Origin of the sequence: Micromonospora sp. NPDC050695, from assembly GCF_040654415.1 — a bacterium.
In the GTDB taxonomy this organism is placed as follows: Bacteria; Actinomycetota; Actinomycetes; order Mycobacteriales; family Micromonosporaceae; genus Micromonospora.
In genome coordinates this window covers 134800-158997 of sequence record NZ_JBFAHZ010000009.1, presented here as the reverse complement: position 1 = coordinate 158997, position 24198 = coordinate 134800, and the positions used below count along the sequence as shown (strand labels likewise).

The 24198-nt window shown below is 70.4% G+C and carries 26 protein-coding genes and 4 tRNA genes; 12 read left to right on the top strand and 18 right to left on the bottom strand.

Annotated features, from left to right (window positions below):
• Positions 1-2 precede the first annotated feature (2 nt).
• The 4 genes from AB0H52_RS09840 to AB0H52_RS09825 all read left to right on the top strand — a co-directional run bounded on the left by AB0H52_RS09840 (position 3) and on the right by AB0H52_RS09825 (position 481).
• Positions 3-77 (top strand) — tRNA-Asp (locus tag AB0H52_RS09840).
• 41 nt (positions 78-118) lie between these two features.
• Positions 119-193 (top strand) — tRNA-Asp (locus AB0H52_RS09835).
• A 41-nt stretch (positions 194-234) separates the two neighbouring features.
• Positions 235-308 (top strand) — tRNA-Asp (locus AB0H52_RS09830).
• Between the two features lie 99 nt (positions 309-407).
• Positions 408-481, top strand: a tRNA-Phe gene (locus AB0H52_RS09825).
• A 111-nt stretch (positions 482-592) separates the two neighbouring features.
• Here AB0H52_RS09825 and AB0H52_RS09820 read toward each other — a convergent pair.
• From AB0H52_RS09820 to AB0H52_RS09800, 5 genes are all read right to left on the bottom strand, one after another.
• Positions 593-1894, bottom strand: a complete 1302-nt coding sequence (locus tag AB0H52_RS09820) for a tyrosine-type recombinase/integrase (protein WP_357946391.1) — start codon at positions 1892-1894, stop codon at positions 593-595.
• 452 nt (positions 1895-2346) lie between these two features.
• The gene (locus tag AB0H52_RS09815) at positions 2347-2685 is read right to left on the bottom strand and encodes a helix-turn-helix domain-containing protein (protein WP_357946387.1); all 339 of its coding nucleotides are present in this window, start codon (positions 2683-2685) and stop codon (positions 2347-2349) included.
• 1100 nt (positions 2686-3785) lie between these two features.
• Positions 3786-4946 (bottom strand): AAA family ATPase, encoded by a 1161-nt coding sequence (locus tag AB0H52_RS09810; protein WP_357946384.1) that lies wholly within the window; start codon positions 4944-4946, stop codon positions 3786-3788.
• 291 nt (positions 4947-5237) lie between these two features.
• Positions 5238-5576: an HNH endonuclease gene (locus tag AB0H52_RS09805; protein ID WP_357946381.1), complete on the bottom strand. Its 339-nt coding sequence runs from the start codon at positions 5574-5576 to the stop codon at positions 5238-5240.
• A 23-nt stretch (positions 5577-5599) separates the two neighbouring features.
• Positions 5600-5926 (bottom strand): hypothetical protein, encoded by a 327-nt coding sequence (locus AB0H52_RS09800; protein WP_357946378.1) that lies wholly within the window; start codon positions 5924-5926, stop codon positions 5600-5602.
• Between the two features lie 153 nt (positions 5927-6079).
• Here AB0H52_RS09800 and AB0H52_RS09795 point away from each other — a divergent pair, with 153 nt between their 5' ends.
• Positions 6080-6277, top strand: a complete 198-nt coding sequence (locus AB0H52_RS09795) for a hypothetical protein (RefSeq protein ID WP_203149933.1) — start codon at positions 6080-6082, stop codon at positions 6275-6277.
• Positions 6278-6425: 148 nt separating this feature from the next.
• Positions 6426-7787, top strand: coding sequence for a hypothetical protein (locus tag AB0H52_RS09790; RefSeq protein WP_357946376.1), 1362 nt, complete (start codon positions 6426-6428; stop codon positions 7785-7787).
• Between the two features lie 433 nt (positions 7788-8220).
• On the opposite strand, the gene AB0H52_RS09785 is transcribed toward AB0H52_RS09790, so the two are convergent.
• Positions 8221-9174, bottom strand: coding sequence for a hypothetical protein (locus AB0H52_RS09785; protein WP_357946374.1), 954 nt, complete (start codon positions 9172-9174; stop codon positions 8221-8223).
• A gap of 164 nt (positions 9175-9338) precedes the next feature.
• On the opposite strand from AB0H52_RS09785, the gene AB0H52_RS09780 reads away from it, so the two are divergent.
• Entirely contained in the window at positions 9339-9866 is a 528-nt protein-coding gene (locus AB0H52_RS09780) for an SRPBCC family protein (protein ID WP_151490623.1), read from the top strand.
• A gap of 16 nt (positions 9867-9882) precedes the next feature.
• Here AB0H52_RS09780 and AB0H52_RS09775 read toward each other — a convergent pair whose 3' ends face one another.
• Complete coding sequence (locus tag AB0H52_RS09775; RefSeq protein ID WP_151490624.1) at positions 9883-10590, bottom strand: DUF2786 domain-containing protein; 708 nt, start codon at positions 10588-10590, stop codon at positions 9883-9885.
• Positions 10591-10770: 180 nt separating this feature from the next.
• On the bottom strand, positions 10771-11160 hold the full coding sequence (locus tag AB0H52_RS09770; RefSeq protein WP_151490625.1) for a hypothetical protein: 390 nt from the start codon (positions 11158-11160) through the stop codon (positions 10771-10773).
• Between the two features lie 155 nt (positions 11161-11315).
• Here AB0H52_RS09770 and AB0H52_RS09765 point away from each other — a divergent pair, with 155 nt between their 5' ends.
• Positions 11316-12659: an ABC transporter substrate-binding protein gene (locus tag AB0H52_RS09765; protein WP_151490626.1), complete on the top strand. Its 1344-nt coding sequence runs from the start codon at positions 11316-11318 to the stop codon at positions 12657-12659.
• Between the two features lie 66 nt (positions 12660-12725).
• Here AB0H52_RS09765 and AB0H52_RS09760 read toward each other — a convergent pair whose 3' ends face one another.
• Complete coding sequence (locus AB0H52_RS09760) at positions 12726-13469, bottom strand: enoyl-CoA hydratase/isomerase family protein (protein WP_151490627.1); 744 nt, start codon at positions 13467-13469, stop codon at positions 12726-12728.
• A complete protein-coding gene (locus AB0H52_RS09755; RefSeq protein ID WP_151490628.1) occupies positions 13466-14323 on the bottom strand; it encodes a 3-hydroxyacyl-CoA dehydrogenase family protein in 858 nt (285 codons plus the stop codon). The genes AB0H52_RS09760 and AB0H52_RS09755 overlap by 4 nt, the downstream gene beginning before the upstream one ends.
• Before the next feature lie 176 nt (positions 14324-14499).
• Between AB0H52_RS09755 and AB0H52_RS09750 the strand changes: the two genes are divergently transcribed.
• Entirely contained in the window at positions 14500-14802 is a 303-nt protein-coding gene (locus tag AB0H52_RS09750) for a hypothetical protein (RefSeq protein WP_151490629.1), read from the top strand.
• A gap of 48 nt (positions 14803-14850) precedes the next feature.
• Here AB0H52_RS09750 and AB0H52_RS09745 read toward each other — a convergent pair whose 3' ends face one another.
• Positions 14851-15630: a class I SAM-dependent methyltransferase gene (locus AB0H52_RS09745; protein ID WP_151490630.1), complete on the bottom strand. Its 780-nt coding sequence runs from the start codon at positions 15628-15630 to the stop codon at positions 14851-14853.
• A 53-nt stretch (positions 15631-15683) separates the two neighbouring features.
• Here AB0H52_RS09745 and AB0H52_RS09740 point away from each other — a divergent pair, with 53 nt between their 5' ends.
• Positions 15684-16073, top strand: a complete 390-nt coding sequence (locus AB0H52_RS09740; RefSeq protein ID WP_151490631.1) for a PPOX class F420-dependent oxidoreductase — start codon at positions 15684-15686, stop codon at positions 16071-16073.
• A gap of 65 nt (positions 16074-16138) precedes the next feature.
• Here the strand turns inward: AB0H52_RS09740 and AB0H52_RS09735 are convergent, their stop codons facing one another.
• On the bottom strand, positions 16139-16348 hold the full coding sequence (locus AB0H52_RS09735) for a BldC family transcriptional regulator (protein ID WP_007073996.1): 210 nt from the start codon (positions 16346-16348) through the stop codon (positions 16139-16141).
• 250 nt (positions 16349-16598) lie between these two features.
• Positions 16599-17438 carry a hypothetical protein gene (locus AB0H52_RS09730; protein WP_151490632.1) on the bottom strand — a complete coding sequence of 280 codons (840 nt, stop codon included), beginning with the start codon at positions 17436-17438 and terminating at the stop codon, positions 16599-16601.
• Between the two features lie 193 nt (positions 17439-17631).
• Here AB0H52_RS09730 and AB0H52_RS09725 point away from each other — a divergent pair, with 193 nt between their 5' ends.
• Together AB0H52_RS09725 and AB0H52_RS09720 are read left to right on the top strand one after the other, a co-directional pair.
• The gene (locus AB0H52_RS09725) at positions 17632-18714 is read left to right on the top strand and encodes a Glu/Leu/Phe/Val dehydrogenase (RefSeq protein WP_151490633.1); all 1083 of its coding nucleotides are present in this window, start codon (positions 17632-17634) and stop codon (positions 18712-18714) included.
• A gap of 303 nt (positions 18715-19017) precedes the next feature.
• Positions 19018-19233 carry a DUF3073 domain-containing protein gene (locus AB0H52_RS09720; protein ID WP_007454329.1) on the top strand — a complete coding sequence of 72 codons (216 nt, stop codon included), beginning with the start codon at positions 19018-19020 and terminating at the stop codon, positions 19231-19233.
• A 143-nt stretch (positions 19234-19376) separates the two neighbouring features.
• Here AB0H52_RS09720 and amcA read toward each other — a convergent pair whose 3' ends face one another.
• The 5 genes from amcA to AB0H52_RS09695 form a co-directional block, all read right to left on the bottom strand.
• Positions 19377-19613 carry a multiple cyclophane-containing RiPP AmcA gene (amcA, locus tag AB0H52_RS09715; RefSeq protein WP_357946365.1) on the bottom strand — a complete coding sequence of 79 codons (237 nt, stop codon included), beginning with the start codon at positions 19611-19613 and terminating at the stop codon, positions 19377-19379.
• Positions 19597-20685, bottom strand: coding sequence for a cyclophane-forming radical SAM peptide maturase AmcB (amcB, locus tag AB0H52_RS09710; protein WP_357946445.1), 1089 nt, complete (start codon positions 20683-20685; stop codon positions 19597-19599). The genes amcA and amcB overlap by 17 nt, the downstream gene beginning before the upstream one ends.
• 130 nt (positions 20686-20815) lie before the next feature.
• Entirely contained in the window at positions 20816-21970 is a 1155-nt protein-coding gene (gene purM / locus AB0H52_RS09705) for a phosphoribosylformylglycinamidine cyclo-ligase (protein ID WP_139586136.1), read from the bottom strand.
• Between the two features lie 61 nt (positions 21971-22031).
• Positions 22032-23570, bottom strand: a complete 1539-nt coding sequence (gene purF / locus AB0H52_RS09700) for an amidophosphoribosyltransferase (RefSeq protein WP_151490636.1) — start codon at positions 23568-23570, stop codon at positions 22032-22034.
• A gap of 169 nt (positions 23571-23739) precedes the next feature.
• Positions 23740-24093, bottom strand: a complete 354-nt coding sequence (locus AB0H52_RS09695) for a sterol carrier family protein (RefSeq protein ID WP_225854573.1) — start codon at positions 24091-24093, stop codon at positions 23740-23742.
• Between the last annotated feature and the right edge of the window lie 105 nt (positions 24094-24198).

The following is a 24198-nucleotide window of genomic DNA, read 5'->3' as shown; positions in this document are numbered from 1 at the left end:
TTGGTTCTGTGGAGCAGTTTGGAGTGCTCGCCGTCCTGTCAAGGCGGAGGTCGTGGGTTCAAGTCCCGCCGGAACCGCGGTACCGAGGCTGCGTGACGCGCAGTTTTTGCATTAGTTTGGTTCTGTGGAGCAGTTTGGAGTGCTCGCCGTCCTGTCAAGGCGGAGGTCGTGGGTTCAAGTCCCGCCGGAACCGCGGTACCGAGGCTGCGTGACACGCAGTTTTTGCATTAGCTAGGTCCTGTGGAGCAGTTGGAGTGCTCGCCGCCCTGTCAAGGCGGAGGTCGCGGGTTCAAGTCCCGTCAGGACCGCAGCGCTAACGCCGCGCCCCGCGCGGCGTTCTGCGTATCGGAGCGTGTGATCCTGTGAGCGGTTCATCCTGCTGATGGGTAGCATGAGCCGAGCGACACGGCCAGGTAGCTCAGTTGGTACGAGCGTCCGACTGAAAATCGGAAGGTCGGCGGTTCGACCCCGCCCCTGGCCACATAGCCTTTCGCCGGGCTACAAGGGCGGTGACCAGCCGAAACGCCGGTCACCGCCCTTCTTTGCGCACTAGGCAGATTGCGCACAGGCCGGGCGATTGCTCACCGATTGCTCACAGGTCCTTGCGATCGGGTCTGTGCTGCGTCAGAAGCTTCGACGCTTCCTTGACCTGCTCGGCGGCGATCTTCCGCATCAGATGGGCGTAGACCCGGCGGGTGATTTCCGGGGACGAGTGGCCAAGAATCATCTGCACGATCTCGATCGGCACGCCGCCGGCTAGCAGCAGCGAGCACGCGCCATGCCGGGTGTCGTGCAGCCGAACGACCGGCAGGCCACACGCGGCTACGTGCGTCTCGAAGGCGACCGTCACCCCGTCTGGACGCAGCGGCACCCCATCCGGCCGGCAAAATACGAGGTCGTGATCGTCGTAGTCCTTGCCGAAAAAGTCCCGCTCGACCTGCTGCGCCTGGCGGTGCCGAGCCAGCGCGCGCCGGGCGGGCGGCGCGAGAGGAACCCAGCGACGACCTTTCCGGGACTTCGGCATCTTGAACAGCCGGCCGACGTGCTCTGCGCCACAAACCGGGCAGGCGGCTTGCTCCGGCGTCACCTGCTTGCGGGTGACCGACACGATCGTCTGCCGCACCGTCAGCCCCGCGCCATCCTCGTCCAGGTCCGCCCACCGCAGGCCGCACAACTCGGCACGGCGCAGTCCGGCGTACGCGGCCAGTTCGTAGAGCGCGGACAGGCGATCGTCGTAGACGTGCTCCAAAAAACGCGCCGTTTCCTCGGGCTGCCACACGATCGGGTCATCGTCGGAGGCGAGCGACGGGATGGAGTCCATCCGCCCTACGGCGGGGTTCATCGCGATCAGCTCTCGGCGCTGGGCGGCGGACAGTGCGGCCCGGATAGTGCGGCGGTAGCCCTCGATCGTGGCCGGTGAGCGCCTCGCGATGCGCCGGCCAATGTTGCCTGCCGCACGCTCGCCGTCCAGCGGAGCCGCCAGGGCGGCAAGCACTCGCTCGATGTGCCGCCGCCGCAGCTCGCGCAGCAACACGCCGCCAAGCTCCGGCTTCCACGCGTCCCGAACGTGGCTGCGGTAGTTCGCGACCGTCTTGACGGCGCGCCCGGCGGCGGTCAGTTCGTCAAGCCACTGGTCGAGCCATGCGCCAAGCGTCGTGCCGCGATCGTCAAGCCAGGTGCCCGCATCCAACGAGGCCAGTTCTTTCGTCAGAGCGGCGTCAGCCGTATCCCGCGTTCGGTAGCCGGACCTCGTGATCTGCTTGCGCTTGCCGGTCGCCGGGTCGCGTCCAGCGTCAACAGTGAACGCCCATGAGCCGTGAGGCTTGCGGCAGCTCTTGGTGCGCTTGCCGTTGGCGTCGCGGCACTGGCAGCGCTTGAAGACGGAGCCTCGCACTGTGGATCTCCTTGTGTCGGTGACGGTGTGTTACCTGTGGCGCGGCCGGTGGTCGGCCGTGCTAGCAGGGGTTGCGGGGGTGGTGATTCGCGTTCTGGCGGGGTTTTCGGGTGTTGGTGCTGGTGGGCTGCTAGTTGCTAGACCGCTGGTGGTGTAGGCGTTCTGCTGCTAGCACATCTGCTAGCCCTAGCAGCGCGGGCTGCTAGCGATAGCAGCTCTGCTAGGTCGGGTTCCGTCGCCAGGTTCGGTGACAAAGCGTGTATCTGGCCGGAGGGTGGGACGGGCTATCTAGCGCTGCTGAACCCACCTCGGCGTGCCGCTGTGGAGGGGTTCAGTCGCTCTGGCCGGTGGTGCCTCTAGGCGATAGGTGGCAGGCCGGGGCGGGGTTGGGCCGCTAGCGGTGCCGCTAGGTCTAGCGGGTGGTGGCGCTAGACCTAGCGGCACGGCGGCGGTTACGCGCCGTTGCGGCGGCGCTGGTCGCGCTGCTCGCGGCGCTCGATCGCGGCTAGTTCCCGCTCGACGTCTTCGACGCTGGCGGTGGGCAGCTCGTCAAGCCAGCGGTGAAGCCGGCCGCGCGGGATGACCCACCGTCCGCCGAGCTTGAGCGCGGGAATCTCGCCGGAGCGAACGAGGGCGTAGGTGGAACCGAGCGAGAGCCGCAGGATCTCGGCGGTTTCGGCGACGGTGTAGACGGCGCTAACGACGGGCGCGGTGCGGCCGGTGGAGATGCCCCCCGCCTCGGTGCCGGTGGTCGGGATCGGTCGCTGTGGGAAGGGGATGACGGTGCTCACGTCGGTGTCCTCCGGGGTAGCGGTAGCGGCTGCTCGGGGTCGGTGAAGGGCTCTACGGCGGGTTTTCGGGGTTGAGGGGCGGGTGCCTCTACCCGCTACCTTTTGCTGTCTGTGCTGCTCAGACCGGTAGAGGCAGAGGTAGCGTTGCCGCTACCTGGTAGAGGCTGGCCGCTACATCGCGGCGGGGTCGCGGCGGGTGGCTAATGGTGGTCGTTGTCGGTCACGGCGGGCGGTAGCGGTTTGGGTAGAGCGCGCTCTACCTCGGCGCGGGTTGCTACCGGTCGCGGTCGCGGCCAGGCCGCGCGGCAGGGTGCCGTTCGTGGCCGGTTTCGGGTTGCGGTGGTGGTGGTCGCGACCCGCGACCTCGGGGTGTTGGTGCTGGCCGGGCCGGTCGCGGGGTGGGTCGCGTCGGCGCGACCGGTCGCGGGCGGTCCGCGACCCGGCGGAGTGACGGTTGCCGCCTGGCCGTGACGCAACGCCCGCGGTCGAGCTGGCGGCGTGGGTGACAACCGGGGTTGTCGCCAGGTGGGTTTCGTCGACGCCGTTTCGTCACGGTCGCGCCGGTCGGGGTGACGAAACCGCGTCGACGAACGGCGCTCGGGTAACGGATGCCTGCCGGCGGGGTTGCGTCACGCCCGCTGTGCGGCCCGGTGCCAGCCGTCTTCGGCCCGTCCGTCCCTAGTGGAGGGCCGGCAAGGAAGTTCGGCAGAAGGGCGTAGGGCGGGCCGCTGAGAGGGCCGTAGGCGCATGATCCGGCCCGGGTCGGGGTTAGGCCATGGGCGGATGCGTCTGTGTGGCTCTGAGCGGGCCGGTTCCCGGCGGCCTGGCCGCGTGGTGCGGCCGGCGCGGGTGGTGGTGGCGCTGACACGTTGACACTCCCTCGTGATCGGTGGTGTTGGTGCTGGTCATGGCCGGTGTCGCGCTGTCAGCGCCGGGTGTTGACAGGCGCTGACAGCGCTGACACCTGGCCACCCCTGGCGGGGTGACGGACTGTGACCGGATCGGCCAGTTGGAGCACCTGTCGGCGCAGTTGGCTCAGTTGGCTCAGCTTCCGTGAGGTGAGCTGACTGAGCCGACTGTGAGCCGACTGGCGCAGCCGGTCACGTTGCGTGAGCGGGGTTGAGTTGCCAGGTGGAGCTAGCGGGAAAGCCGGCGCGGCTGGTGGTGACCTTGGCGCGGCTACGGGCGCGTTTGAGGGTCGCCTCGGCGAAACCGGCGGCGCGGGCGGCCTTGAGCACGTCCTCCCGGGCCGCTTCGCCGCCCTGGCTGGTGAGGTATGCCTTCAGCCAGTCGGCGCAGTCGTCGCGCTCGGTGCGGTCCTCCACGGTGCCGCCCGCGCTGTCGCCGAGAATGTCGCCCACGGACCGGTCGGACTCCCCGGTGATGGTCAGCTTCCCGACGTAGGCGGGGCCTTCGTCGGTGGGAATCTCGACGGACTCCACGACGTACCGCAGTGACGGCAGGTCCAGGGGACCAAGGTTGTTCTTCGCCTGCGACATGACGCACGAGCCGTCTCCGGCGTCGTCGTCGCGAGCGATGGCGATCACGGCGCGAGCGACGGCGGAGAATGCCCGGGAGCCGGTAATCAGGTTGAGGGCGTCGGGGCTGGCGGACTTGTTGAAGTGCGCCAGGCCGACGACCGCGCACCCGGTGCGGTCGGCCATGTTCACCAGCGGTTCCAGGGCGGTGCGGAGGTCGCGGTCGCGGTGGGTGTCGATGCCGGCGTGGATGAGCGACAGCAGCGGGTCAGCGGCCAGCAAAGCGACGCCGAGACGGCTGATCTCCCGACCGAGCGCCGTGCAGTCACGGGGCAGGGTGAGCGAGTCGAAGCCGCCATCGTGCTGCACGTCGACCCGGTACACCATGTCCATGTCCGCGCCGGCCGCGAACAGACGCGGGCCGATGGTCTGCGACCACGAATCCTCCGTCGCGGCGTAGATAACCGGGCGCGGCGTGCCGTGGTGCCGGCCCGGCAGGATGCCTCGGGTGATCTGCGCGGTCAGCCACGCCAGCGTGAGGGACTTCCCAATGCCCTCACGGCCGGGAATGACGGTCAGCGCGCCGGAGGGAATGCGGTTGGTCCACGTCCAGGCGACGGGCCGCATGCGGATCTGTGAGGCCGGGGTCAGCAGGATCGTGCGGCCGTGCTCGGCGTTCCCGCCGGGCTCAACCTGACCCGTGCTGGCCGGTTCGTGCACCGGTTTACCATCCGCGCCGTGACCGGCGGTGATGCCGTCCAGACCCGCTGAGGCGGGGGGCATCTCCGGCTCAACCCGGCTGAAACACTTGGCAGCGGGATCAGGTCCGCCCGTGACAGCGCTGCGGGGTGTTTCAGCCGGTTGTGGTGGTCGTAGACCCGGGTCCGAAGATCGGCCCGGCCGGGTTGGTGGTGGTGGAGAGTCCGGCGTCAGCCGGTCCATTGGGCGCTTGTTCGTGGCGGTCACAGGGTGACTCCGTTCCGATGAAGTCTGAGGTGGGTTGGTGCTGGTCGGATCCGGCGCGGTCTGCTTGCCGGTTTGATCTGCGTGACGGAACCCGCCTGGCGGCATTCGTTACCGGCCAGTGGCGGCAACCGTGGTTGTCGTCGGGCGGCGCAGCTCGACGCGCGTCAGCCGGCCCGCGAGAGCGGCGATGGTGGTGACGAGGCGGCCCGCCGGTCGCAGCGGCGGCACCTGGCCGGCGTGGCGTAGGAACACCTGTGGGAGTTGGCCGGACTTGCGCTGGTTGCACGGCCGGCAGGCAAGGACGAGGTTCATCAGCGCCCACCCCGGCAGAAGGCTCTGTGGGATCAGGTGGTCGACCGTCGCGGTGATCAGGGCCGGGAACGGGTGCCCGCAGTAGAAGCACCCCGCGCCGTCCCGGTCGGCAAGCGCTCGCTTGATTGCCCGCATGCGGGTCGAGTTCGGCCGGGCCATCACGCGGCCACCGCGAACGCCGTCGACTGCTCCGGAGTGGCCGGCAGCACCCGATCCGCCAGCTCGATCAGCCCGGCCCGGTCGACCTCCACCACACCGTTGAGGCAGTTTTCGCACCGCCCGAAGCTGAACCCGTCGCACTGCGGGCACGGAGCCCACAACGACTTGGCGTGCACCGCGACGCACCGCGAGTTCTGGCACCACCGCGTCTCGCAGTACAGGCACACACCCGCACCGTTCAACCGCGACGGCCGGAACTGCACCGCCAGAGCCGTGAACGCACGGCTGTCCATCGTCCGGGCCGCCGGGATACCCTTGACCTGCATCTTCGTACTCCTTCGCTGGGAGAGCGGTTGATGTACTGGCCTCGGCGGGGTTGCCTCCCCGTCGGGGCCGCTTGCATGGGTCATACGGTAACCGGCTAGCCGGTAGCTGTCTAGCCGTATCTTCGGTAGCCGTCTAGCCGCTACACTCCCCGCATGACGGCACTTGAGGATCTTCAGAAGCTCGCTGACCGCGTTCGCAAAGCCACTCAAGCGCTCGACGCCTTGCGGCAAGAGCGAGACCAGCTCATCCGCGACGTGCGCCGCTCCACTGACCACACCGTTCCCGAGATCGCCGACGCGGCCGGCGTGTCGCAGGCGACCGTGAAGACGGTCATTCGCGGTGTTCGTTGATCTCGCTGCCATGTAACGAGGAAACCTCGCTTTGGCAGTGGTCAGCACCATGTGAAGACCCGTGTGAAGTGCGCTGACCCATGTGGGCGTATCCCGGTGTACCGCTCGGCCGGTACCGTCCGAGGTAGGCCCATGGGGAGGCGGACACGTGAACGAACCGAATGACGCTCTCGCGGCGCTCGTTGTCGAGGCAGGCTTTTCGTGGGCCGGACTGGCGAGGCGAGTTAACGATCTCGGCGCAATCGAGGGGCTGGCTCTGCGGTACGACTACACCGCCGTCAACCGCTGGGTAAAGCGCGGAGAGACGCCACGCTCGCCGGTTCCAACGCTGCTCGCACGGGCACTAGCGGAGCGCGTGGGTCGGCAGATTAGCCCATCTGACTTCGGCATGACTGAGGAAGAAACCCTGGCCGCGCGAGGGTTGGAGTACGGAGACGATCCACACGCAACAGTGGATACGATCATCGATCTCGGGAGAGCTGACGTGAAGCGCCGAAGCATCGTGAAAGCGCCGTTTGTGCTGGCCGCGCTGGGTGCACCTAGCCGAGACTGGCTCCTGGCCACGCTTGACGAGACGACAACCGAGCGCGGGCCGCGCCAGGTGGGCATGCGCCAGGTGGCCGGCATCCGGGAGATGTTCGCGCTCTTTCAGGACATGGACGTGATGCGCGGTGGTGGGCACGCCCGGTCCGCGCTGGTCGAGTACATGCAGAGCTACGTTCTGCCCTTGATCAAGCGGGAACACGAACCGGCCGTTCAGCGCGCGCTCTATGAAGCCGCAGCGGAGCAGTCGTACCTGGTGGGCTGGATGGCGTACGACGATGGCGAGCACGGGCTAGCCCAGCGGTACCTGATCCAGGCGCTACGCCTGGCGCAGGCGGCCGGCAGCGCTGCTCTTGGCGCGCACGTACTTGCCGGCATGTCCGATCAGGCAAACCTGCTCGGCCACCCGCGTGAGGCGTTGATGTTGGCTCGGGCCGGCCGCCGTGGACTTTCCGAGGGCGACTCGCCTGCCTGCCTCGCTGATCTTCACATCTTGGAGGGTCGCGCGCTTGCGGCCCTCGGCGAGGCCACCGCGACCGCTGCGTCAGTCGTAAGGGCAGAGCAGGTGTTCGGTCGCGTGAGCCACGATCAGGAGCCGGCGTGGGCGAAGTTCATCGACGCGCCGTACATCTTCGGCGAAGCAGCGCACTGCTTTCGCGACCTGGGTCAGCCCGACGAGCTTGAGCGCTTCGCCAACGAGTCCGCCGCTGGCGCTCGGCGGCAGGGGCGCGCTCGTCGAGGGGCGCTTAGCGAGGCGGCGCTTTCGGTCGCTGACCTTGACCGGGCCAACGTCGAGGCTGCCGCGTCGCGGGCGGCGCGGGTCGTGGACCTGGCCGCATCCGTCAACTCGTCGCGGGCCATCGAGACGGTGCGCGACCTGCAACGCCGCCTGAAGCCGTTTGGCAACCTGCACGAAGTGCAGCAGTTCAACTCGCGAGCCGGTGCGCTGCTTGGCCTGGCCGCGTAGAGCCAGCTCATTCTCTCCGATCGAGCGAGACGGGGAACGTCATGGGTTGGGGTGCGCTCACTGCACACCGATTGCTCACACAGGCGTTGACAACAGATGGTGGCCAGGGACAACAGGCGGCAAACACGAACGTCGCTGACCTGGACCGCGAGGCGTGCTCAGGCATTGAGCGATGTTGAACGGCAATCTTGCTCGCGCCCTGAAAATCGGAAGGTCGGCGGTTCGACCCCGCCCCTGGCCACATAGCCTTTCGCCGGGCTACAGGAACGCCGATCAGCGGAAACGCTGGTCGGCGTTCTGCTTTGTCCCTCCCGCACCTTTGTCCCTCCCGCACCGCAAGATCCACTCTGTTTCGGCGATAACGGGGCATCCGGGCACCGGGATACCGCGACACCACCGAAACCGAGTCGATCAGGGTGCCGGTGTCCGGGGGTCAGTGATCCCGGCGGCCCTGCTGGCGGTGCTGCGCCACGCCGCCCTGGATCGCCTCCCACACGCTGCGTCCGGCCTGCCACAGGGTCTCCCCCGCCTGCTCGGCGAGCTGCGCCGCCGCCTGCGCCCCACCGGGCACCCCGCTGCCCTGACCACCGCCGCCCTGACCACCGCCACCGCTGCCGGACCGACCCGTACCGGGCGCCGGTGTCCCGCCGGGCCGGTCGCGGGGTTCCCCGGTCGGCTGCCCCGCCGAACCCTCGCCACCACCACCCGCTCCGCCCGGCCGCCGGTCGGCACCCGGGCCCTCGGGTCGCCGTCCCTCGGGGCGCTGCTCCTCCGGACCACGACCCTCCGTGCGACCGGACCCTGGACCACGACCCTCCGTGCCACCGGACCCTGGTCGCGCCTGCTCGGCTGGGCCGGGGCCGCCGGCGCGTGGGCCGGGGCCACCGGCGGCCGGCGGCCCCGGTCGCCCGGGCGCCGGGCGGTCGGCGGGCGGACCCACCTGGTGGCCCAGTTCGTCGAGTACGGGGCGGGGGTGCCGCGCCGACGCGACGACCTCGGCGGTGCCGGCCAGCTGTTGCGCGCTGCGGTTCACGTCGTCGATGGCCGTGCCGGCCGACCGGGCGAGCGCTTCGATGATCTGCGGGTTGTTGTCGATCGTGTCGAGCGCCCGGCCGAGGACCGCGACCAACTGTTCCAACCGCACCCGCAGTTGCGCCTCGGCGTGCACCCCGCTGATGTCCAGCTCGACGCCGCTCAGATGCACCCGTACGCCGGCGTCGAGTTGGAGGAGGTTGGCCAACCGGGCCCGCAGGGACAGGTCGGCGTCCAGGCCGTCCACCGCCAGCCGGATGGAGTCGACCGAGACCCTTGGAATGTCGAGCAGGACGTCCGGGTCCGCCTCGCCGGCGTCCCGGTCCGGCTTCCGCTGCTGCGCGTTCTCGCTCATGCTCTCCCGCCCCGCCGGACACCCACCCGGTCGTCCGGGTCGTCCGGCGCGGTTACCCGCTTTCCGGCGGGCCATCCCGTCCGTAACGGTCCGGCGACCCACTGTCCGGAACCGGGCAGCTGGAAAGCTGCACACCGGGGCATCAGCCGGTATGGTCCGGGCCTATGGGACAGGGGATGACTGATCCGGCCGACATCCGGCAGGATACGGAGCGGTTCTCCTTACGGTGCAGCCTCCTCGTCCCGGGCACCGCCGAGCACGCGTTCGCCGTCTTCACCGACGAGCTGACCGACTGGTGGGTCACCGAGTACACCTGGTCCGGCCCGGAGGCGCTCGCCGAGTTGGGCATGGAGCCTCGGGCCGGCGGCATGCTCTACGAGGTCGGCCCGTACGGCTTCCGCGTCGACTGGGGCCGGGTGCTCACCTGGGATCCGCCTCGCCGGCTGGTCTTCGCCTGGCAGATCGGCCCGGACCGGGTGCCGATGCCGGATCCGGCCAGGGCGAGCGAGGTCGAGGTGCTGTTTCTTCCCGAGGGGTCCGAGCACACCAGGGTCGAGTTGGAGCACCGGCACTTCGACCGGCACGGTGAGGCCGCCGAGGGGTACCGCAAGGCGCTCACCGCTGGCTGGCACGAGCTGCTCAGCCGCTACCTCGCCACGGTGTCGCGCCGCCATCCCGGCACCGCCGCCTGACCGTTCCGTCCGGAGGTCAGCGGCCGAGCTGCCGGCCGGCAGCGGAGCCGCCGCCGAGGTTGTGACCACCCAGGTCGGCGCGGCTCCCGGCCTCCGCCCCGGAGCCGAACCCGGTGCCGGCCAGCCTGCGCGGCGGTGCCGTGCGCAGGCGCGGGTACTGCTCGGCGAGGCGCCGTTGCACCCGATCCGAGCGGTCGGCGAGCACCAGCGCCACCGACGGGGTGCCCGATTCGTTGACCGCGGCCGTCTCCGCCGCCCAGAGCCGGCCGCCGATGACCTCCGCGAAGCCGGCCAGCCAGGAGCGGCGGAAGGCGGCGGGATGGTCGTCGGCGGGCACCGGGGTGGCGGCCAGGCCGTGCGCCGCCTGCACGAGCAGCGAGGTGAAGAGCAGGTCGACGCGTTCCAGGTCGCTGGCGAAACCGAACAGGTGCAGCGTGAACCCGTTGCCCTGCCGGCGGCGTATGCAGCGGCAGCGCAGCGGCTCGGCGACCGCGGCGAGCAGCCCGACCTTGTCCCGGGCGTACGGGGCGACGACGTCCAGCACCCGGTCGCCGACCGGGTCGGTGGCCGGGTCGCGGGCGGCGAGCAGCGCCCGGTCCACCCCGTAGCGCGCGATCAGCTCGGCGGCCTTGGCGGTGAACGCGGCCGACTCGGCGGGTGTGCAGGCTGGATCCTCCGCCTGGGCGAGCAGCTTGCGCACCTTGCTGAGCATGGCTTCGGACATGCTTCAGAGCTATCACATGGGCCGGACGGGAAGGGTCCACGGCGCCATCAATCGGTCAATCTGATCATCACGATCAGCTCGTCCGTCCAATACGGACGGTCAACTGACCGTTTCCGGCGGCACGCATGTCATCCCCGGGCGCGGCGTCCGCCCCCAACGGACGCCGCGCCCGACGGCACGTCACCCCGCGCGGCTGCGCAGGGTCGCGATCGTCGAGCCGGCGAGCATGAGCAGACAGTCGGGCAGCAGCCCGTCGGCGACGGCCGCGCCGAACAGCGCCTCCCCGGTCGGTACGTCCCGGTTGGCGTACGCGCTGACGAAGCGGGCCACCCAGCGGGTGTCGTACTCCGCCTGGTCTATCCCCGGGAAGTCCAGCGCCGCCCCGGTGGTCGGCGGTGGGTCACCGACCATCGTCGCGGCCAGGCACCAGGCGACGCCGTACGCGCCGCTCAGGCCGGCGCGGTCGACGACCGCGTCGAACGCCCCCACCACCGCGTCCTGATCCCCGTTGAGCGCCGAGCGGAGCACGGCGGCCGCGTCGTCGAACGTCTGCTGTGGTAGGTCGGTCACGCAGCGCACAGTAGGAGGGCCGGTCAAGGCCATCGTCAATCGTCACTCTCCGTGCTCAACGCGAGCGACCTGCGCATCAGGCCACCTCCACGGTCCCGCAATCGGCCTCGGCACGCTAATGTGCGCAGCGGACCTTCGCCGGAGGAAGGACGACCATGCTCATATCACGCCGCTCGCGGATGGCCTCACTGGCCGCCTGCGCGACGATCCTGCTCGCCACAAGCGCTTGCGGGGATGACAAGGCCGAGGAGGGAAGCGCCCATCAGGTGCGCCTCTACGGCACGGACGGCAACATGCTCAACTCCTATCCAGCGGAGTTGAAGGAACGTGCCAACCTCGTCGACGGGATGAAGGGAACCACGCCCCTCACCCCTCTGCCGGAGGACTTCAAGAGCCGGCTACGGTCCATCAATCCGGCACTGACGGACTACCTGTACTCCGCCGAGACGTACGACGCGGTGGTGATCGGGGTGCTCGCCGCCCAGTTGGCCGGGAGCACCGACCCGGCGGCCATCGCCAAGCAGATCGTCGGCGTGACCAACAACGGTCAGCGCTGCGAGGACCCGGCGAGGTGCCTGGTGTTGGCCCGCAACGGGCAGGACATCGAGTACCGCAGCGTGTCGATGACCCGGGCGGGTTTCACCGAGAAGGGTGAGCCGGCCACCGCCAGCTACGCCACGCTGACCTTCGACGGGCAGCAGATCAACGACGGCAAGACCGAGTTCGTCGGGGCCGGCAACGAGTCGGCGGCGAGCACCAAGACGCCGCCAAAGCCGAAGAAGGCGCGTCCGGGCGGTGACCCGGACCAGAAGCCGCTGATCCTGGGTGGCCTGCTGCCGAAGACCGGTGACCTGGCGCTCGCCTACCCGGCGATGGCCGCCGCCGCGGCGCTGGCGATCAAGGAGATCAACGCCGCGGGCGGCGCGCTCGGCAAACCGGTGACCTGGTTGGACGGCGACGACGGCACCAGCCCGGCGGTGGCCAAGGCGACCGTTGCCAAGCACGTGACGGACGGGGTCAGCGTGATCATCGGCGCGGGCGCCTCGGGTATCTCCCGGGCCGTGCTGCCGGACGTGGTGCAGGCCGGGAAGATCCTGTTCTCGCCGTCCAACACCGATGCCGGCCTCACCGACGTCGAGGACAAGGGCCTCTACTTCCGCACCGCCCCGCCGGACAGCCTCCAGGGCCGGGCGCTGGCCGACGTGATCCTCCGCGACGGATCGCAGAAGATCGTCATCGTCGCCCGCAAGGACTCCTACGGCGAGGGCCTGCAGGCCACTGTCCGCGACGAGCTGGAGAAGGCCGGCATCGCCGACGACCGGCTCAAGCTCATGACGTACGAGCCGCCGGCCGACGCGAAGGCCGCACCGGTCGACTTCAGCGGCGGCGCGAAGGAGATCAAGGAGTTCGGCGCGGACGCCGTGCTGGTCATCGGCTTCGGTGAGTCCGCACAGGTGATCCGGGCGCTCGCCGACAGCGGGGTGCCGATCCGGCACTGAGCGCGTCCACACGGACCACGGACGGCCGCACCGGCAGCTTGCCGGTGCGGCCGTTTTCGTTGCGGGTCACCGGTTGCGGCGACGCTCCAGGAACTCGGTCATCCGGCGGTGCTTCTCGTCGTCCTCGAAGAGCACCGCCTGGCTGACCAGGTCGAGGTGCGGGTGCGCGGCGGCCGGTGCGTCCACCGCCAGTTTGGTCAGCCGCAGCGCCAGCGGCGAGCCCAGGGCCATCTCGTCCAGCAGCCCGTGCGCCACCTCCAGCAGCTCACCAGGCTCGTCCACCACCCGGTTCACCAGACCGATCCGCAGCGCCTCGTCGGCGTCCACCCGCCGGCCGGTGAAGAGCAGTTCCTTGGCCCGGCCCTCGCCGACGAGGGCGGGCAGCCGGTGGGTCGCGCCGGCGCCGGCCAGGATCCCCAACCGCACCTCCGGCTGACCGAAGACCGCCCGCGCCGTGCACACCCGCAGATCGCAGGCGTACGCCAGTTCCGCGCCACCGCCCAACGCCGGGCCGTCCACCGCGGCCACGGTCGGCATCGGCAGTGCCCGGATCCGGGCGAACGCGGCCGAGTTGATCGCGGCGAGGGCGTCGGTGCGGCCCCGCTCCCGGAGCTGGCCGATGTCCGCGCCGCCGGCGAAGATGCCCGCCGCCCCACCGGTGAGCAGCAGCAGCCGGGGGCGGGCTTCCAACTCGGCGCAGACCTGGTGCAGTTCGGCGATCAGGTCGGCGTCGATCGCGTTGCGCTTCTCCGGCCGGTCCAGGGTGACCACGAGCCGGTCCGACCGCTCCTCGATCCGCAGACCGCTCATTGTTTCGCCCCGCCTTTCCAGCGGTAGAAGCCGTGCCCGGACTTCTTGCCCAGGCGCCCGGCGGCCACCATCTCCTCCAGCAGGGGCGGCGGCGCGAAGCGGTCCCCGTACGCGGCCTGGAGGGTGCGGGCGATGTCCAGCCGCACGTCCAGGCCGACCAGGTCGGTGAGTTCCAGCGGGCCGATCGGGTGCCGGTAACCCAGCACCATGGCCTTGTCGATGTCGGCCGGGCTGGCCACCTCGTCGGCGACCATCCGGATCGCCTCCAGACCGAGGGTGACGCCGAGCCGGGAGGTGGCGAAGCCGGGCAGGTCGCGTACCACGACGGGGTCCTTGCCCAGCCGGCCGGCGAGCGCGACGGCCGCCGCGGTGGTCTCCTCGGCGGTGGCCGGGCCGACCACGATCTCCAGCAGGGCCATCGCCCAGACCGGGTTGAAGAAGTGCAGGCCGAGGAAGCGCTCGGGCGCGTCCAGCCCGGCGGCCAGGTCGCCGATGGCGATGCTGGATGTGTTGCTGCCCAGCAGCGCCGGGTCCAGCGCGGCGGCCTCGCGCAGCACGGCGCGCTTCAGGTCGAGCCGTTCCGGCACCGCCTCGACGATCACCTCCGGTGCGGGGGCGACGTCGGCGAGGGTGGGGCGCAGCGTGACGCGCTGCCGGTTCGCGGCGGCCTCGTCGGCGCTCAGCTTCCCGCGCTGCACGGCCCGCTCCCACAGGTCGGCGAGCCGGGTCAGTGCGGTCGCACCCCGGCCGGGGTCCACCTCGACCAGTTCCACGGCGTGACCCGCACCGGCCGCCACGTACGCGATGCCCAGCCCCATCGTGCCGGCACCGACGACCACGAAACGATCGCTCATCACGCCTCCCTGTCCCGCCCGGCGGCGCGCGGGGTCCCCGCCGCGCCGGCCCGGATGCTCCGCCCGGTCCGCTCGCTCATGGTGCGACCCTATGCAGCACGGAATCCGGTCCATGCGTGGGGGAGCGCGGGATCGGGTACTGACGGCCCGTCAACCGAGGGAAGGACCGCATCGACATGAGCCAGGCACCGGAGAGCGTCACCGAGCAGGGCAGCACCGACTCCGAGACCGTGGAGACCCGAGGCGACGAGCGGGTGGAGTTGCTGCGCGCCGACACCAACAACGACGGCAAGACCGACGTGTGGGTGGTGGACACCGACGGCGACGGCAAGGCCGACCTGTTCCAGTTCGACACCGACGGCGACGGCAAGGTGGACATCACCATGGTCGACATCGACGAGGACGGCCAACCGGACGAGGTGGTCGACGGCGACGGTGGCCTTCCGCCGGAGCAGCTCCCACCGACCGTCCAGGTCTGAGACGTACGACGGCCCCTGCTTCCGCCCGGCGGACGCGGGGGCCGTCGCTCAGTCGGCGAGGCGCAGGGTGGCCAGGTAGTAGGGGGCGTCGCGGTCGTCCACATCGGTCAACTGCCAGCCGCTGCCGTGCACCAGGCCGGCGAACTCGTCGGCCGAGCAGACCAGGTAGTCGAACCACTCGGTGCCCAGCTCGCGATAGCGCAGCCGCAGCCGTAGCTGGCCGCCGAGCCGGCCACGCCGTCGGTTGCGCTCGTGGTAGCCGGTGTGCAGCGGGTCGCGGGTGCCGTACGGGTCGGTGCCGTGCGCGATGATCTGTGCCCCCGGCCGGGCCAGGGCGGCGAGCGCGGCCAGGAACCGTGGGGCGCGCTCCCGGCCCTCGAAGAGCCCGAGATTGTTGCCGAGCAGCAGGAACGTGTCGTACCGCCGGCCGTCGGCGACGTGGGTGTCCACCGTCCCGTGCACCAGCCGCCGTACGCCGCGACGGCGGCTCACCGCGAGCGCGCCGGCCGAGGTGTCCAGCCCGGTGACCGGTACGCCGCGCTCCTGGAGCAGCAGGGCGATCCGCCCGGCGCCGGTGCCGACGTCCAACGTCTCGCCGCGGACCCGGTCCACGGCCCGGTGGTCGTACGGCTGCCAGTCCGCCGGCCCGTCCAGGTAGTGCGCCGCGGGCGCACCGTTGATCAACCCGTCGTCGCGTTCGATGATCTCGATGACCGGTCGGGGCAGTCGGCCGCCGACCAGGGGTCGGGGGCCGACCCCGGTGGCCACGGCGAGCGTGTCCCGCAGCAGTTCACCGACCACGTCACCGATTTGAGGCTCACCCGTCACGGCGTTCACGCTAACCGCCCACCGGAGGACCGCAGCGGTCGTATCCTGGCGGCGTGACCACGCTGGACCGGCTGTCGGCCGAGAAGTACATCCTGCTCACGACCTTCCGCAAGGACGGTCGGGCGGTGCCGACGCCGGTCTGGGCGGTACGCGACGGCGAGGCGTTGGCGGTCTGGACCCGGGCCGACTCGGGCAAGGTCAAGCGGATCCGGCACAACGGCGACGTGACGGTGGCGCCGTGCGACGTGCGGGGCCGGCCGCACGGGGCGGAGGTGCCGGCCCACGCGACGATCTCCGGTGCCGGCGAGACGGGCCGCATCCGCGATCTGCTCAAACACAAGTACCGGGTGATCGGTCGGTTGAGCCTGCTCGGCAGCCGGCTGCGTCGCGGCGAGGGCGGCACGGTCGGCATCCGGGTCACGTTGACCGAGGGGAAAGGCTGACGGCGGGCACGGAAAGGGGCGGCGGATCGAGATCCACCGCCCCTGACCAGAAAGCCCCTGCCGGGTCAGTCGCCCTGCCGCTGCTGCGGGATCTGGCCCTGCAACAGCGCCCTGACCTCCGACTCGCGGTACCGACGGTGGCCACCCAGGGTGCGGATGGCGCTGAGCTTGCCGGCCTTCGCCCACCGGGTCACCGTCTTCGGGTCGACACGGAACATCGACGCCACCTCGGCCGGCGTGAGTAGCGGCTCTGGTTCGTGCGTTCGCGATGCCATCGGTCACTCCTCCACATGTATAGACATCGGCCGGGGTCCCGCCGGCCGACGCGTCTCCCATGGTCCGGCTAGTCCCCGATGTCCGACATGGGCCGAACGGATGAAGGTCCCTAGACGGACGGATGAACCATGCCCGATTTTTACGACTTTTACACGGCAGAAACCACCTTATTCGGACTCATGATCACGGTTCGTGATGCGTTAACTACGAGCAAACCTCGCCTTGGGAGCGCTCCTGAGGCGATTTGCGTTAGTTGCACCGCTCCAGCAGCTGCACCGCACGCCACCGAGCCACCAACGTGTCGTACGCGGCGGACGCCTCCTCGGCCTCCCCGCGCGACAGCCCGGCCAGGCCGCTGGCCACCAGTTCCGGCGAGTCGTCGGCGGTGAGGGTCTCGTCGGAGAGCAGGTCGACCAGGCCGCCGTAGTCAAGCTCCACCACCGACCGCGGGTGGAACTCCTCCAGCCAGCGGGCCGCCTCCTCCACCGCGTCGGTGATCGGAGCCTCGCCCACCGACTTGCGCAGCACCGACAGCGCCCGCGACGAGCGCCGCCGAGCCTTGGAGATCTCGGTGCGGTAGCGCAACGCCCGCCGGCCCGGCTCGGTCACCAGGTCCCGCTCCGCCGCGTCGAAGAGCACGAACCACCGCAGCGGTACGCCCCAGGTCGCGATCTGCTCGTGCACCCGCGGCACCCCGTGCTCCAGCACCCGGGCACCACTGCGCCAGTCGTCCACCACCGCCCTGGCCTGCCCGGCGAGCACCGGCGGCACGAACGCGTCGGCGAGCACCGAGGGCACCCCGTCCCGGGCGCTGAGCGCCGCCTCAGCGACCCGGATCCGCAGGTTCCACGGGCAGACCAGCAGGCTGTCGTCCGTCTCCAGGACGTACGCCTCCTCCGGCAGGTCGGGCAGCCGGGTCCAGCCCGCGCCCAGCGCCTCGATCACCGCCGTCCGCTGACGGCCGGGACCCTCCACGGGGGCCACCGCCCGCCCCTCGGAGACGTAGCGGCGCCAGTAACTCTGGCGGTCCCGGTCGAAGGCGGTCAGCGGTTCGTACACGCGCAGGTAAGAAGCGAAGAGCGACGGCACGGCGCGATCCTCCCACGAACCGCACACGGGCGCGGTCAGCGGCCGGACCACGCGCGCCGCACCATCGGACGGCGGCGGCGCGTCGAGCACCCGCGGGGCCGCCGATACTAGGCTCGATCGCATCGGCAGCATCCCCGCCGGGGTTCACCAGGTCCGCGTCCCACAAGGACGCACACCACTCCAGGAGCCAGTCATGGGCGTATTCGCGAGCACCGACGACCCGATATCGACCGGTCACGAACAGGTCGTGTTCTGCCAGGACAAGCAGAGCGGCCTGAAGGCGATCATCGGGATCTACTCCACCGCACTGGGGCCCGCGCTGGGCGGCACCCGCTTCTACCCGTACGCCAGCGAGGACGACGCGCTCGCCGACGTGCTCGACCTGTCCCGCGGGATGGCGTACAAGAACGCGCTCGCCGGGCTGGACCTGGGCGGTGGCAAGGCGGTGATCTGGGGCGACCCGGAGCAGATCAAGAGCGAGGCGCTGCTGCGCGCGTACGGCCGCTTCGTCGAGTCGCTGGGCGGCCGGTACTACACGGCGTGCGACGTCGGCACGTACGTGGCGGACATGGACGTGGTGGCCCGCGAGACCCGCTACGTGACCGGCCGCAGCGTCGAGCACGGCGGTGCCGGTGACTCGTCGATTCTGACCGCCTGGGGCGTCTTCCAGGGGATGCGGGCCGCCGCCGAGCACGTCTGGGGCACCCCGAGCCTGCGCGGCCGGCGGGTCGGCGTGGCCGGCCTGGGCAAGGTCGGCAAGTACCTGACCGGGCACCTGCTGGAGGACGGCGCCGAGGTGGTCGCCACCGACGTCAACCCGAAGGCGCTGGCGTGGGTGCGCACCAACCACCCGCAGGTCACCCTGGTCGACGACGCCACCGCGCTGGTCGCCGCGGACATCGACGTGTACGCCCCGTGCGCGCTGGGCGGCGCGCTGAACGACGACACCGTGCCGGCCCTGCGGGCCAAGGTGGTGACCGGCGCGGCGAACAACCAGCTCGCCCACCCGGGCATCGAGAAGCTGCTGGCCGACCGGGGCATCCTGTACACCCCGGACTACGTGGTCAACGCCGGCGGCGTGATCCAGGTGGCGGACGAGATCGAGGGCTTCAACTTCGAACGGGCCAAGCTGCGGGCGACCCGGATCTTCGACACCACCCGGGAGATCCTGCACCTGGCCGACGCCGAGGGCGTACCTCCGGCGGTGGCCGCGGACCGGCTGGCGGAGCGGCGGATGGCCGACGTCGGCCGGCTGCGCTCCATTCACCTGCGCTGAGCCTTTCCCGGAGGCGGATCGACCGGGATCCGTCTCCGGGGCACCTTCACCGGGCCCATCTGGGTAAGCTGAGGCCGGGTCAAGTTTGGCGTGGTTTGTCCCGTGTCACGGGTGCTCTCCGTTCCGCTCCTTACCGGGTACACTGGGTGACGGTCGGATCGACGCGACGCGCAGAGCCGGCCGACGGTAACCCGAGGTGCCGAACGGTGGCATCCCCATGTACCGTAAGAGCCACGAGAGATGCCTGACGTCATCGGGGCCCGCCTTCGGGCTGCCCCGCATTCTGTGCGAGGGGGTCGAGCCATGGGGCGCGGCCGTGCTAAGGCCAAGCAGACGAAGGTGGCCCGGGAGTTGAAGTACCACTCCCCGAACACCGACCTCACCGCCTTGCAGCGCGAACTGGCGGGTGCTGGTAAGTCTGAGCACCACTTCGACGACGACTCAAAAGAGTTCGTCGACGACGATGATGAGAATCACGCGGACGACGACCCGGATCCCTGGGTCCGTCCGACCCGCTGACCTCTCGACGCAGCTGAGCACGCGGTGACCCCCGCGTGCTCACGCATGTGCCCGTCGGGAGGGGCACCGGTGCCGACGATCAGGGGCCTGCCCTGGCCGGGAACTCATCCGGCCGGCCGACAGGCCCCTGACCGCGGTCGCCCTCAGCGCGGTCGGTTGTTCCAGTTGTAGAAGGTCGGGATGTTCTCGAAGTGGTTCCAGGCGCAGACCGCGCTGGCGTCGTCGGAGCCCGACACCTCCGCCCGGAGCCGACGCGCGTCCTCGGCCTCCTGAAGGAGCGCGACGAGCCCTGGGGCCGCCTCCCGCACCCGTTCGGTGACTCCGTCCGTAGCCCCGTCCGCTTCGCGCTCAGGCCGCCGGTGACTAGTGGTCTCGGGCATGTTCCAACACTCCCTCCAATAGGCGGATCTTGCTGTTGCGGCAGTGCTCGGTCTCCGTACCGTCAAAACGCCCCAGCTCGAAGTAACGGTTGGCGGCATGGCCGCCGCCGCAGAAGCCGAAATAGGGGCAGGACGCCCGGCACGCCTCCACGCCGGCCAGGAACTCGCCCACCCACGGCGTGCCCGCCGCGCCGGCGAGGATCTCGCCCAGCGGGGTGATGAGCACGTTGCCGCTGCTGAAATCGCCGTAGCGGGGGTCCGTGAAGCCGGCCAGCTCCGGAGAGAGCACCGTCACCGAACCGTCGTGCCCGATCGTCGGGATCGGATCCAGGCGGCGGGGCAGCACCCCGTCCGCCGAGCCGTCGAGCACCGCTGCCACGTACCGCAGCGACCACTCCACCTCGCGCAGGTGGATCCGGGGCTCCCGGCGCCACGCCGCCACCAGCTCCGCCCAGAACCCGGTCACCGCCGCCGGATCGTGGCGGTTGTCGCGGGTGTTGACGCCCTCGGTCTCCTCGATGTTGATGCCCAGGACGTCGCAGCCCAGCTCGAGGAAATAGTCGTACAGCTCGGTGGCGAGCCCCGGCTCCGGACGGGACACCACGGCCAACGCGGAGAAGGGCAGCCCGTGCCGGCGCAACGCGGCCACACCGCGCAGGATCCGGTCGTACGCCGGCTGGCCGCCCCGGTTGACCCGGTCGCCGTTACGCTCCCGCGGCCCGTCCACGCTCACGCTCACCCGCACCTCGTGCCGGGTGAAGAAGTCACACCACTCGTCGTCGATCAGCGTCGCATTGGTCTGCACATGATGCTCGACCCGCGGCCCGAACGGCGCGATCAGGGCCGCCAGATGCTCCTGGCCGGCCGCCAACGGCTCCCCGCCGTGCCACACCACCGAGAACCGACCCGCGGTCGCCCACGGCTCGACCGCCGACGCCACCGCGTCGGCGACCGCCACCGGCATCCGCCGGTCGGCGGCACGGAACGGCAGATAGCAGTACGCGCAGTCCAGGTTGCAGAGGGTGGTCGGCTGCATGACGACGTACGACGGAACCGCGGCGAGGCCGCGCATCCCGCTGAACGACTGTCCCCGAGCAGCCATCGCCCTCCTCCGCCTAGCCTGAGGGTGCCCTTCAGGCTAGGCGGCGTTGGCCACTCGGGTGAAGCCCTGATCAGGTGCCCGTACGATCACCAGAGCGTGATCATCCGCGGGTGTGCTGACCAACCATCTGCACGTTGCCGGTGCCCTCGATGATCTCGCCGGCCTGCCACGCCTCGACCCCACGGCCGGTCAGCGTGGCCAGCGCACGGTCGGCGTCCTCGGCCGAGACGATCGCGAACATGCCGACGCCCATGTTGAACGTCGACTCCATGTCGTGGTCGTCGATCCGGCCCTTCGACTGGATCAGGTCGAAGACCGGCTGCGGCTTCCAGGTGGACCGGTTGACCACGGCGTCGACGTGCTCCGGCAGCACCCGGACCAGGTTGCCCGGGATACCACCGCCGGTGATGTGGGACAGCGCCCGCACGTCGGCCTCGGCGATCAGCTTGAGGCAGTCCTTGGCGTAGATCTTGGTGGGGGTGAGCAGCTCCTCACCGAGGGTCCGCTGCCGACCGAAGTCGTCGATCACGATGTCCAGTCGCATCCGCGCGGCACCGAGCAGCACGTGCCGGACCAGCGAGTACCCGTTCGAGTGCAGACCGGATGAGCGCATGGCGATCACCGCGTCGCCCACCTCGACCCGGTCGGGGCTGAGGATGTCGGCCTCCTCGACCACGCCGACACCCGTCGCGGAGATGTCGTACTCGTCGGGGCGCAGGACACCGGGGTGCTCGGCGGTCTCCCCGCCCAGCAGCGCGCAGCCCGCGTACCGGCAGCCGTCGGCGATGCCCGCGCCGATCTCGGCGACCTTGTCCGGAACGACCTCGCCGGTGGCGATGTAGTCGAGCAGGAACAGCGGCTCGGCGCCGCAGGCCACCAGGTCGTCGACGACCATCGCGACCAGGTCGATGCCGACCGTGTCGTGGATGTCCATCTGCTGGGCGATCACCAGCTTGGTGCCCACCCCGTCGGTGGAGGACGCCAGGATCGGGTTCTTGTACTTCGTCGTGTCCAACCGGAACAGGCCGGCGAAGCCACCGAGGTCACCGAGCACCTCGGGCCGGCGGGTCTGGCGCACCTTCGACTTGAGCAGCTCCACCGCGCGGTCGCCCGCGTCGATGGAGACACCCGCGTCGGCGTACGAGACCGAGCGTTTGCGCGCCTGGCGGCCGGCGCCGCCCGTCCAGGGCTGGCGGTCGCCGCCGGCGCCGGTCGGGCTGCTTCCTGCGCCGCTGCGCTCGGACACGTGCGTCACGGTTCTCCCCTTTGTGGTTCTCGGTGCCGCGCCGGCGGTGGCCGGGCCGCGCCGGTTGGTGCTACGGGCGGTTGGCGGTCACGCCACCCGGAGTGGCGACGAGCGAGCCGTTGGTGTGCGGAGCCTCCGGCGCCGAGTTGGCGACCCGTCGACCCACCCCTTCAAGCACGTGCTTGCCGATCAGGTTGCCGGCCGGCAGCTCGATCGGGTACTCCCCATCGAAACACGCCCGGCACAGCCGGGTCTTCGGCTGCTCGGTCGCGGCGATCAGGCCAGGAAGTGAGACGTAACCCAGCGTGTCGGCGCCGATCGAGCGCCGGATGCCGTCGTTGTCCAACCCGTTGGCCAGCAGCTCCGCCCGGGTGGCGAAGTCGATGCCGTAGAAACAGGGCCAACTGACCGGCGGCGAGGAGATCCGGACGTGCACCTCCAGCGCACCCGCCTCGCGCAGCATCCGCACGATGGCCCGCTGGGTGTTGCCGCGGACGATCGAGTCGTCCACCACCACCAGCCGCTTGCCGCGGACGTTTTCCCGCAGCGGGTTGAGCTTGAGCCGGATGCCGAGCTGACGCAGGGTCTGCGACGGCTGGATGAAGGTGCGCCCGACGTACGGGTTCTTCATGAGGCCGGCGCCGTAGGTGATGCCGGACGCCTCCGCGTAGCCGATGGCGGCCGGGGTGCCCGACTCGGGCACCGGGATCACCAGGTCGGCCTCGACCGGGTGCTCCTTGGCCAGTTGCCGGCCGATCTGCACCCGCGCGGCGTGCACGTTACGCCCGGCGATCGTGGCGTCCGGACGGGCGATGTACACGTACTCGAAGAGGCAGCCCTTCGGCTCCGGCGCGGCGAACCGGGTGGAACGCAGCCCGTCCTCGTCGATCGCGATCAACTCGCCCGGCTCGACCTCGCGCACCACGCTCGCGCCGACGATGTCCAGCGCGGCGGTCTCGCTGGCCACCACCCAGCCGCGTTCGAGCCGGCCGAGCACCAGCGGGCGTACGCCGTGCGGGTCACGCGCCGCGTAGAGCGTCGACTCGTCCATGAAGACGAAGCTGAACGCGCCCCGCAGCTGCGGCAGCACCTCCAGTGCGGCCGCCTCGACCGAGACGTCCGGTCGACCGGCCAGCAGCATCGTCACCAGCGAGGTGTCGTTGGTCGAGCCGTCCGCGACGAGGCCGCGCTCGGCCACCTCTTTCTCCAGCTCGGCGGTGTTGACCAGGTTGCCGTTGTGTGCCAGCGCGATGGTCGTGCCGGAGCTGGTCGACCGGATGGTCGGCTGGGCGTTCTCCCAGTTCGAGGCGCCGGTGGTGGAGTAGCGGGCGTGCCCGATCGCCAGGTGGCCGCGCAGGCTGGCCAGGGTGGGCTCGTCGAAGACCTGGGCCACCAGGCCGAGATCCTTGTAGACCACCACGCCGGAGCCGTCGCTCACCGCGATGCCCGCCGCCTCCTGGCCACGGTGCTGGAGGGCGTAGAGGCCGAAGTAGGTCAGATTGGCGACCTCTTCGCCGGGGGCCCAGACGCCGAAGACGCCGCAGGCGTCCTGTGGGCCGGGTCGTTGGGGGTCAAGGTCGTGGCTCAGCCGGCCGTCGCCTCGGGGCACCTACCGCTCCCTCACGCTGGTCTGGACCGGCCTTGCGGGGATCACGGGGCGGATCCACACTCCTTGGCCGGGACCACTGTCGTCGCCTGACAGTGTACGCGAACAGCTGTCGATACAGATAGTCACGATTTCCCTGCTGAGAGTCACCGGCACTTGGACATCGGAGCAGCTAGAGGGGCAGAAACGCCGAGAGGTCCGCCCGGACGCCACTCACCTGGACGCGACCGTCGGTAACCGCCTCGGCCCAGCCGATCCGGCCGAGGGCCAGCGCGAGCCAGATGTCTGGTGCCATCTCGACCACGTTTGGTGGGTTTCCCCTGGTGTGTCGAGGACCGGGGACGCACTGGATCGCCCCGTATGGTGGGACGCGCACCTCCACCGATCGGCCGGGGGCGCGCTCCGCGAGGACGGCCAACAACGTCCGGACCGCCTCCCGGAACACCGACCGTTCGGGCGTACGACCCTCGTCGAGCGCCGACAACGCCGCCGCAACGGCGGCCGACTTACTGTACGGAGAGGACACGACGGGACGATACGACCCGCAGGTGGCGCACTCGACGCTGGCCCTGGGTCGCGCCGATCCAGTCAGACAAGGCATAGTTGCCGACGGCGTATTCGTACCGTGATG

What these genes read in the sequence shown, in the direction of transcription:
- AB0H52_RS09810 (WP_357946384.1), bottom strand. Translation starts at nt 4,946, where the DNA reads ATGCCCCCCGCCTCAGCGGGTCTGGACGGCATCACCGCCGGTCACGGC.
- AB0H52_RS09805 (WP_357946381.1), bottom strand. Translation starts at nt 5,576, where the DNA reads ATGCGGGCAATCAAGCGAGCGCTTGCCGACCGGGACGGCGCGGGGTGC.
- AB0H52_RS09800 (WP_357946378.1), bottom strand. Translation starts at nt 5,926, where the DNA reads ATGCAGGTCAAGGGTATCCCGGCGGCCCGGACGATGGACAGCCGTGCG.
- AB0H52_RS09795 (WP_203149933.1), top strand. Translation starts at nt 6,080, where the DNA reads ATGACGGCACTTGAGGATCTTCAGAAGCTCGCTGACCGCGTTCGCAAA.
- AB0H52_RS09785 (WP_357946374.1), bottom strand. Translation starts at nt 9,174, where the DNA reads ATGAGCGAGAACGCGCAGCAGCGGAAGCCGGACCGGGACGCCGGCGAG.
- AB0H52_RS09780 (WP_151490623.1), top strand. Translation starts at nt 9,339, where the DNA reads ATGGGACAGGGGATGACTGATCCGGCCGACATCCGGCAGGATACGGAG.
- AB0H52_RS09775 (WP_151490624.1), bottom strand. Translation starts at nt 10,590, where the DNA reads ATGTCCGAAGCCATGCTCAGCAAGGTGCGCAAGCTGCTCGCCCAGGCG.
- AB0H52_RS09765 (WP_151490626.1), top strand. Translation starts at nt 11,316, where the DNA reads ATGCTCATATCACGCCGCTCGCGGATGGCCTCACTGGCCGCCTGCGCG.
- AB0H52_RS09760 (WP_151490627.1), bottom strand. Translation starts at nt 13,469, where the DNA reads ATGAGCGGTCTGCGGATCGAGGAGCGGTCGGACCGGCTCGTGGTCACC.
- AB0H52_RS09755 (WP_151490628.1), bottom strand. Translation starts at nt 14,323, where the DNA reads ATGAGCGATCGTTTCGTGGTCGTCGGTGCCGGCACGATGGGGCTGGGC.
- AB0H52_RS09750 (WP_151490629.1), top strand. Translation starts at nt 14,500, where the DNA reads ATGAGCCAGGCACCGGAGAGCGTCACCGAGCAGGGCAGCACCGACTCC.
- AB0H52_RS09735 (WP_007073996.1), bottom strand. Translation starts at nt 16,348, where the DNA reads ATGGCATCGCGAACGCACGAACCAGAGCCGCTACTCACGCCGGCCGAG.
- AB0H52_RS09725 (WP_151490633.1), top strand. Translation starts at nt 17,632, where the DNA reads ATGGGCGTATTCGCGAGCACCGACGACCCGATATCGACCGGTCACGAA.
- AB0H52_RS09720 (WP_007454329.1), top strand. Translation starts at nt 19,018, where the DNA reads ATGGGGCGCGGCCGTGCTAAGGCCAAGCAGACGAAGGTGGCCCGGGAG.
- amcA (WP_357946365.1), bottom strand. Translation starts at nt 19,613, where the DNA reads ATGCCCGAGACCACTAGTCACCGGCGGCCTGAGCGCGAAGCGGACGGG.
- amcB (WP_357946445.1), bottom strand. Translation starts at nt 20,685, where the DNA reads ATGCGCGGCCTCGCCGCGGTTCCGTCGTACGTCGTCATGCAGCCGACC.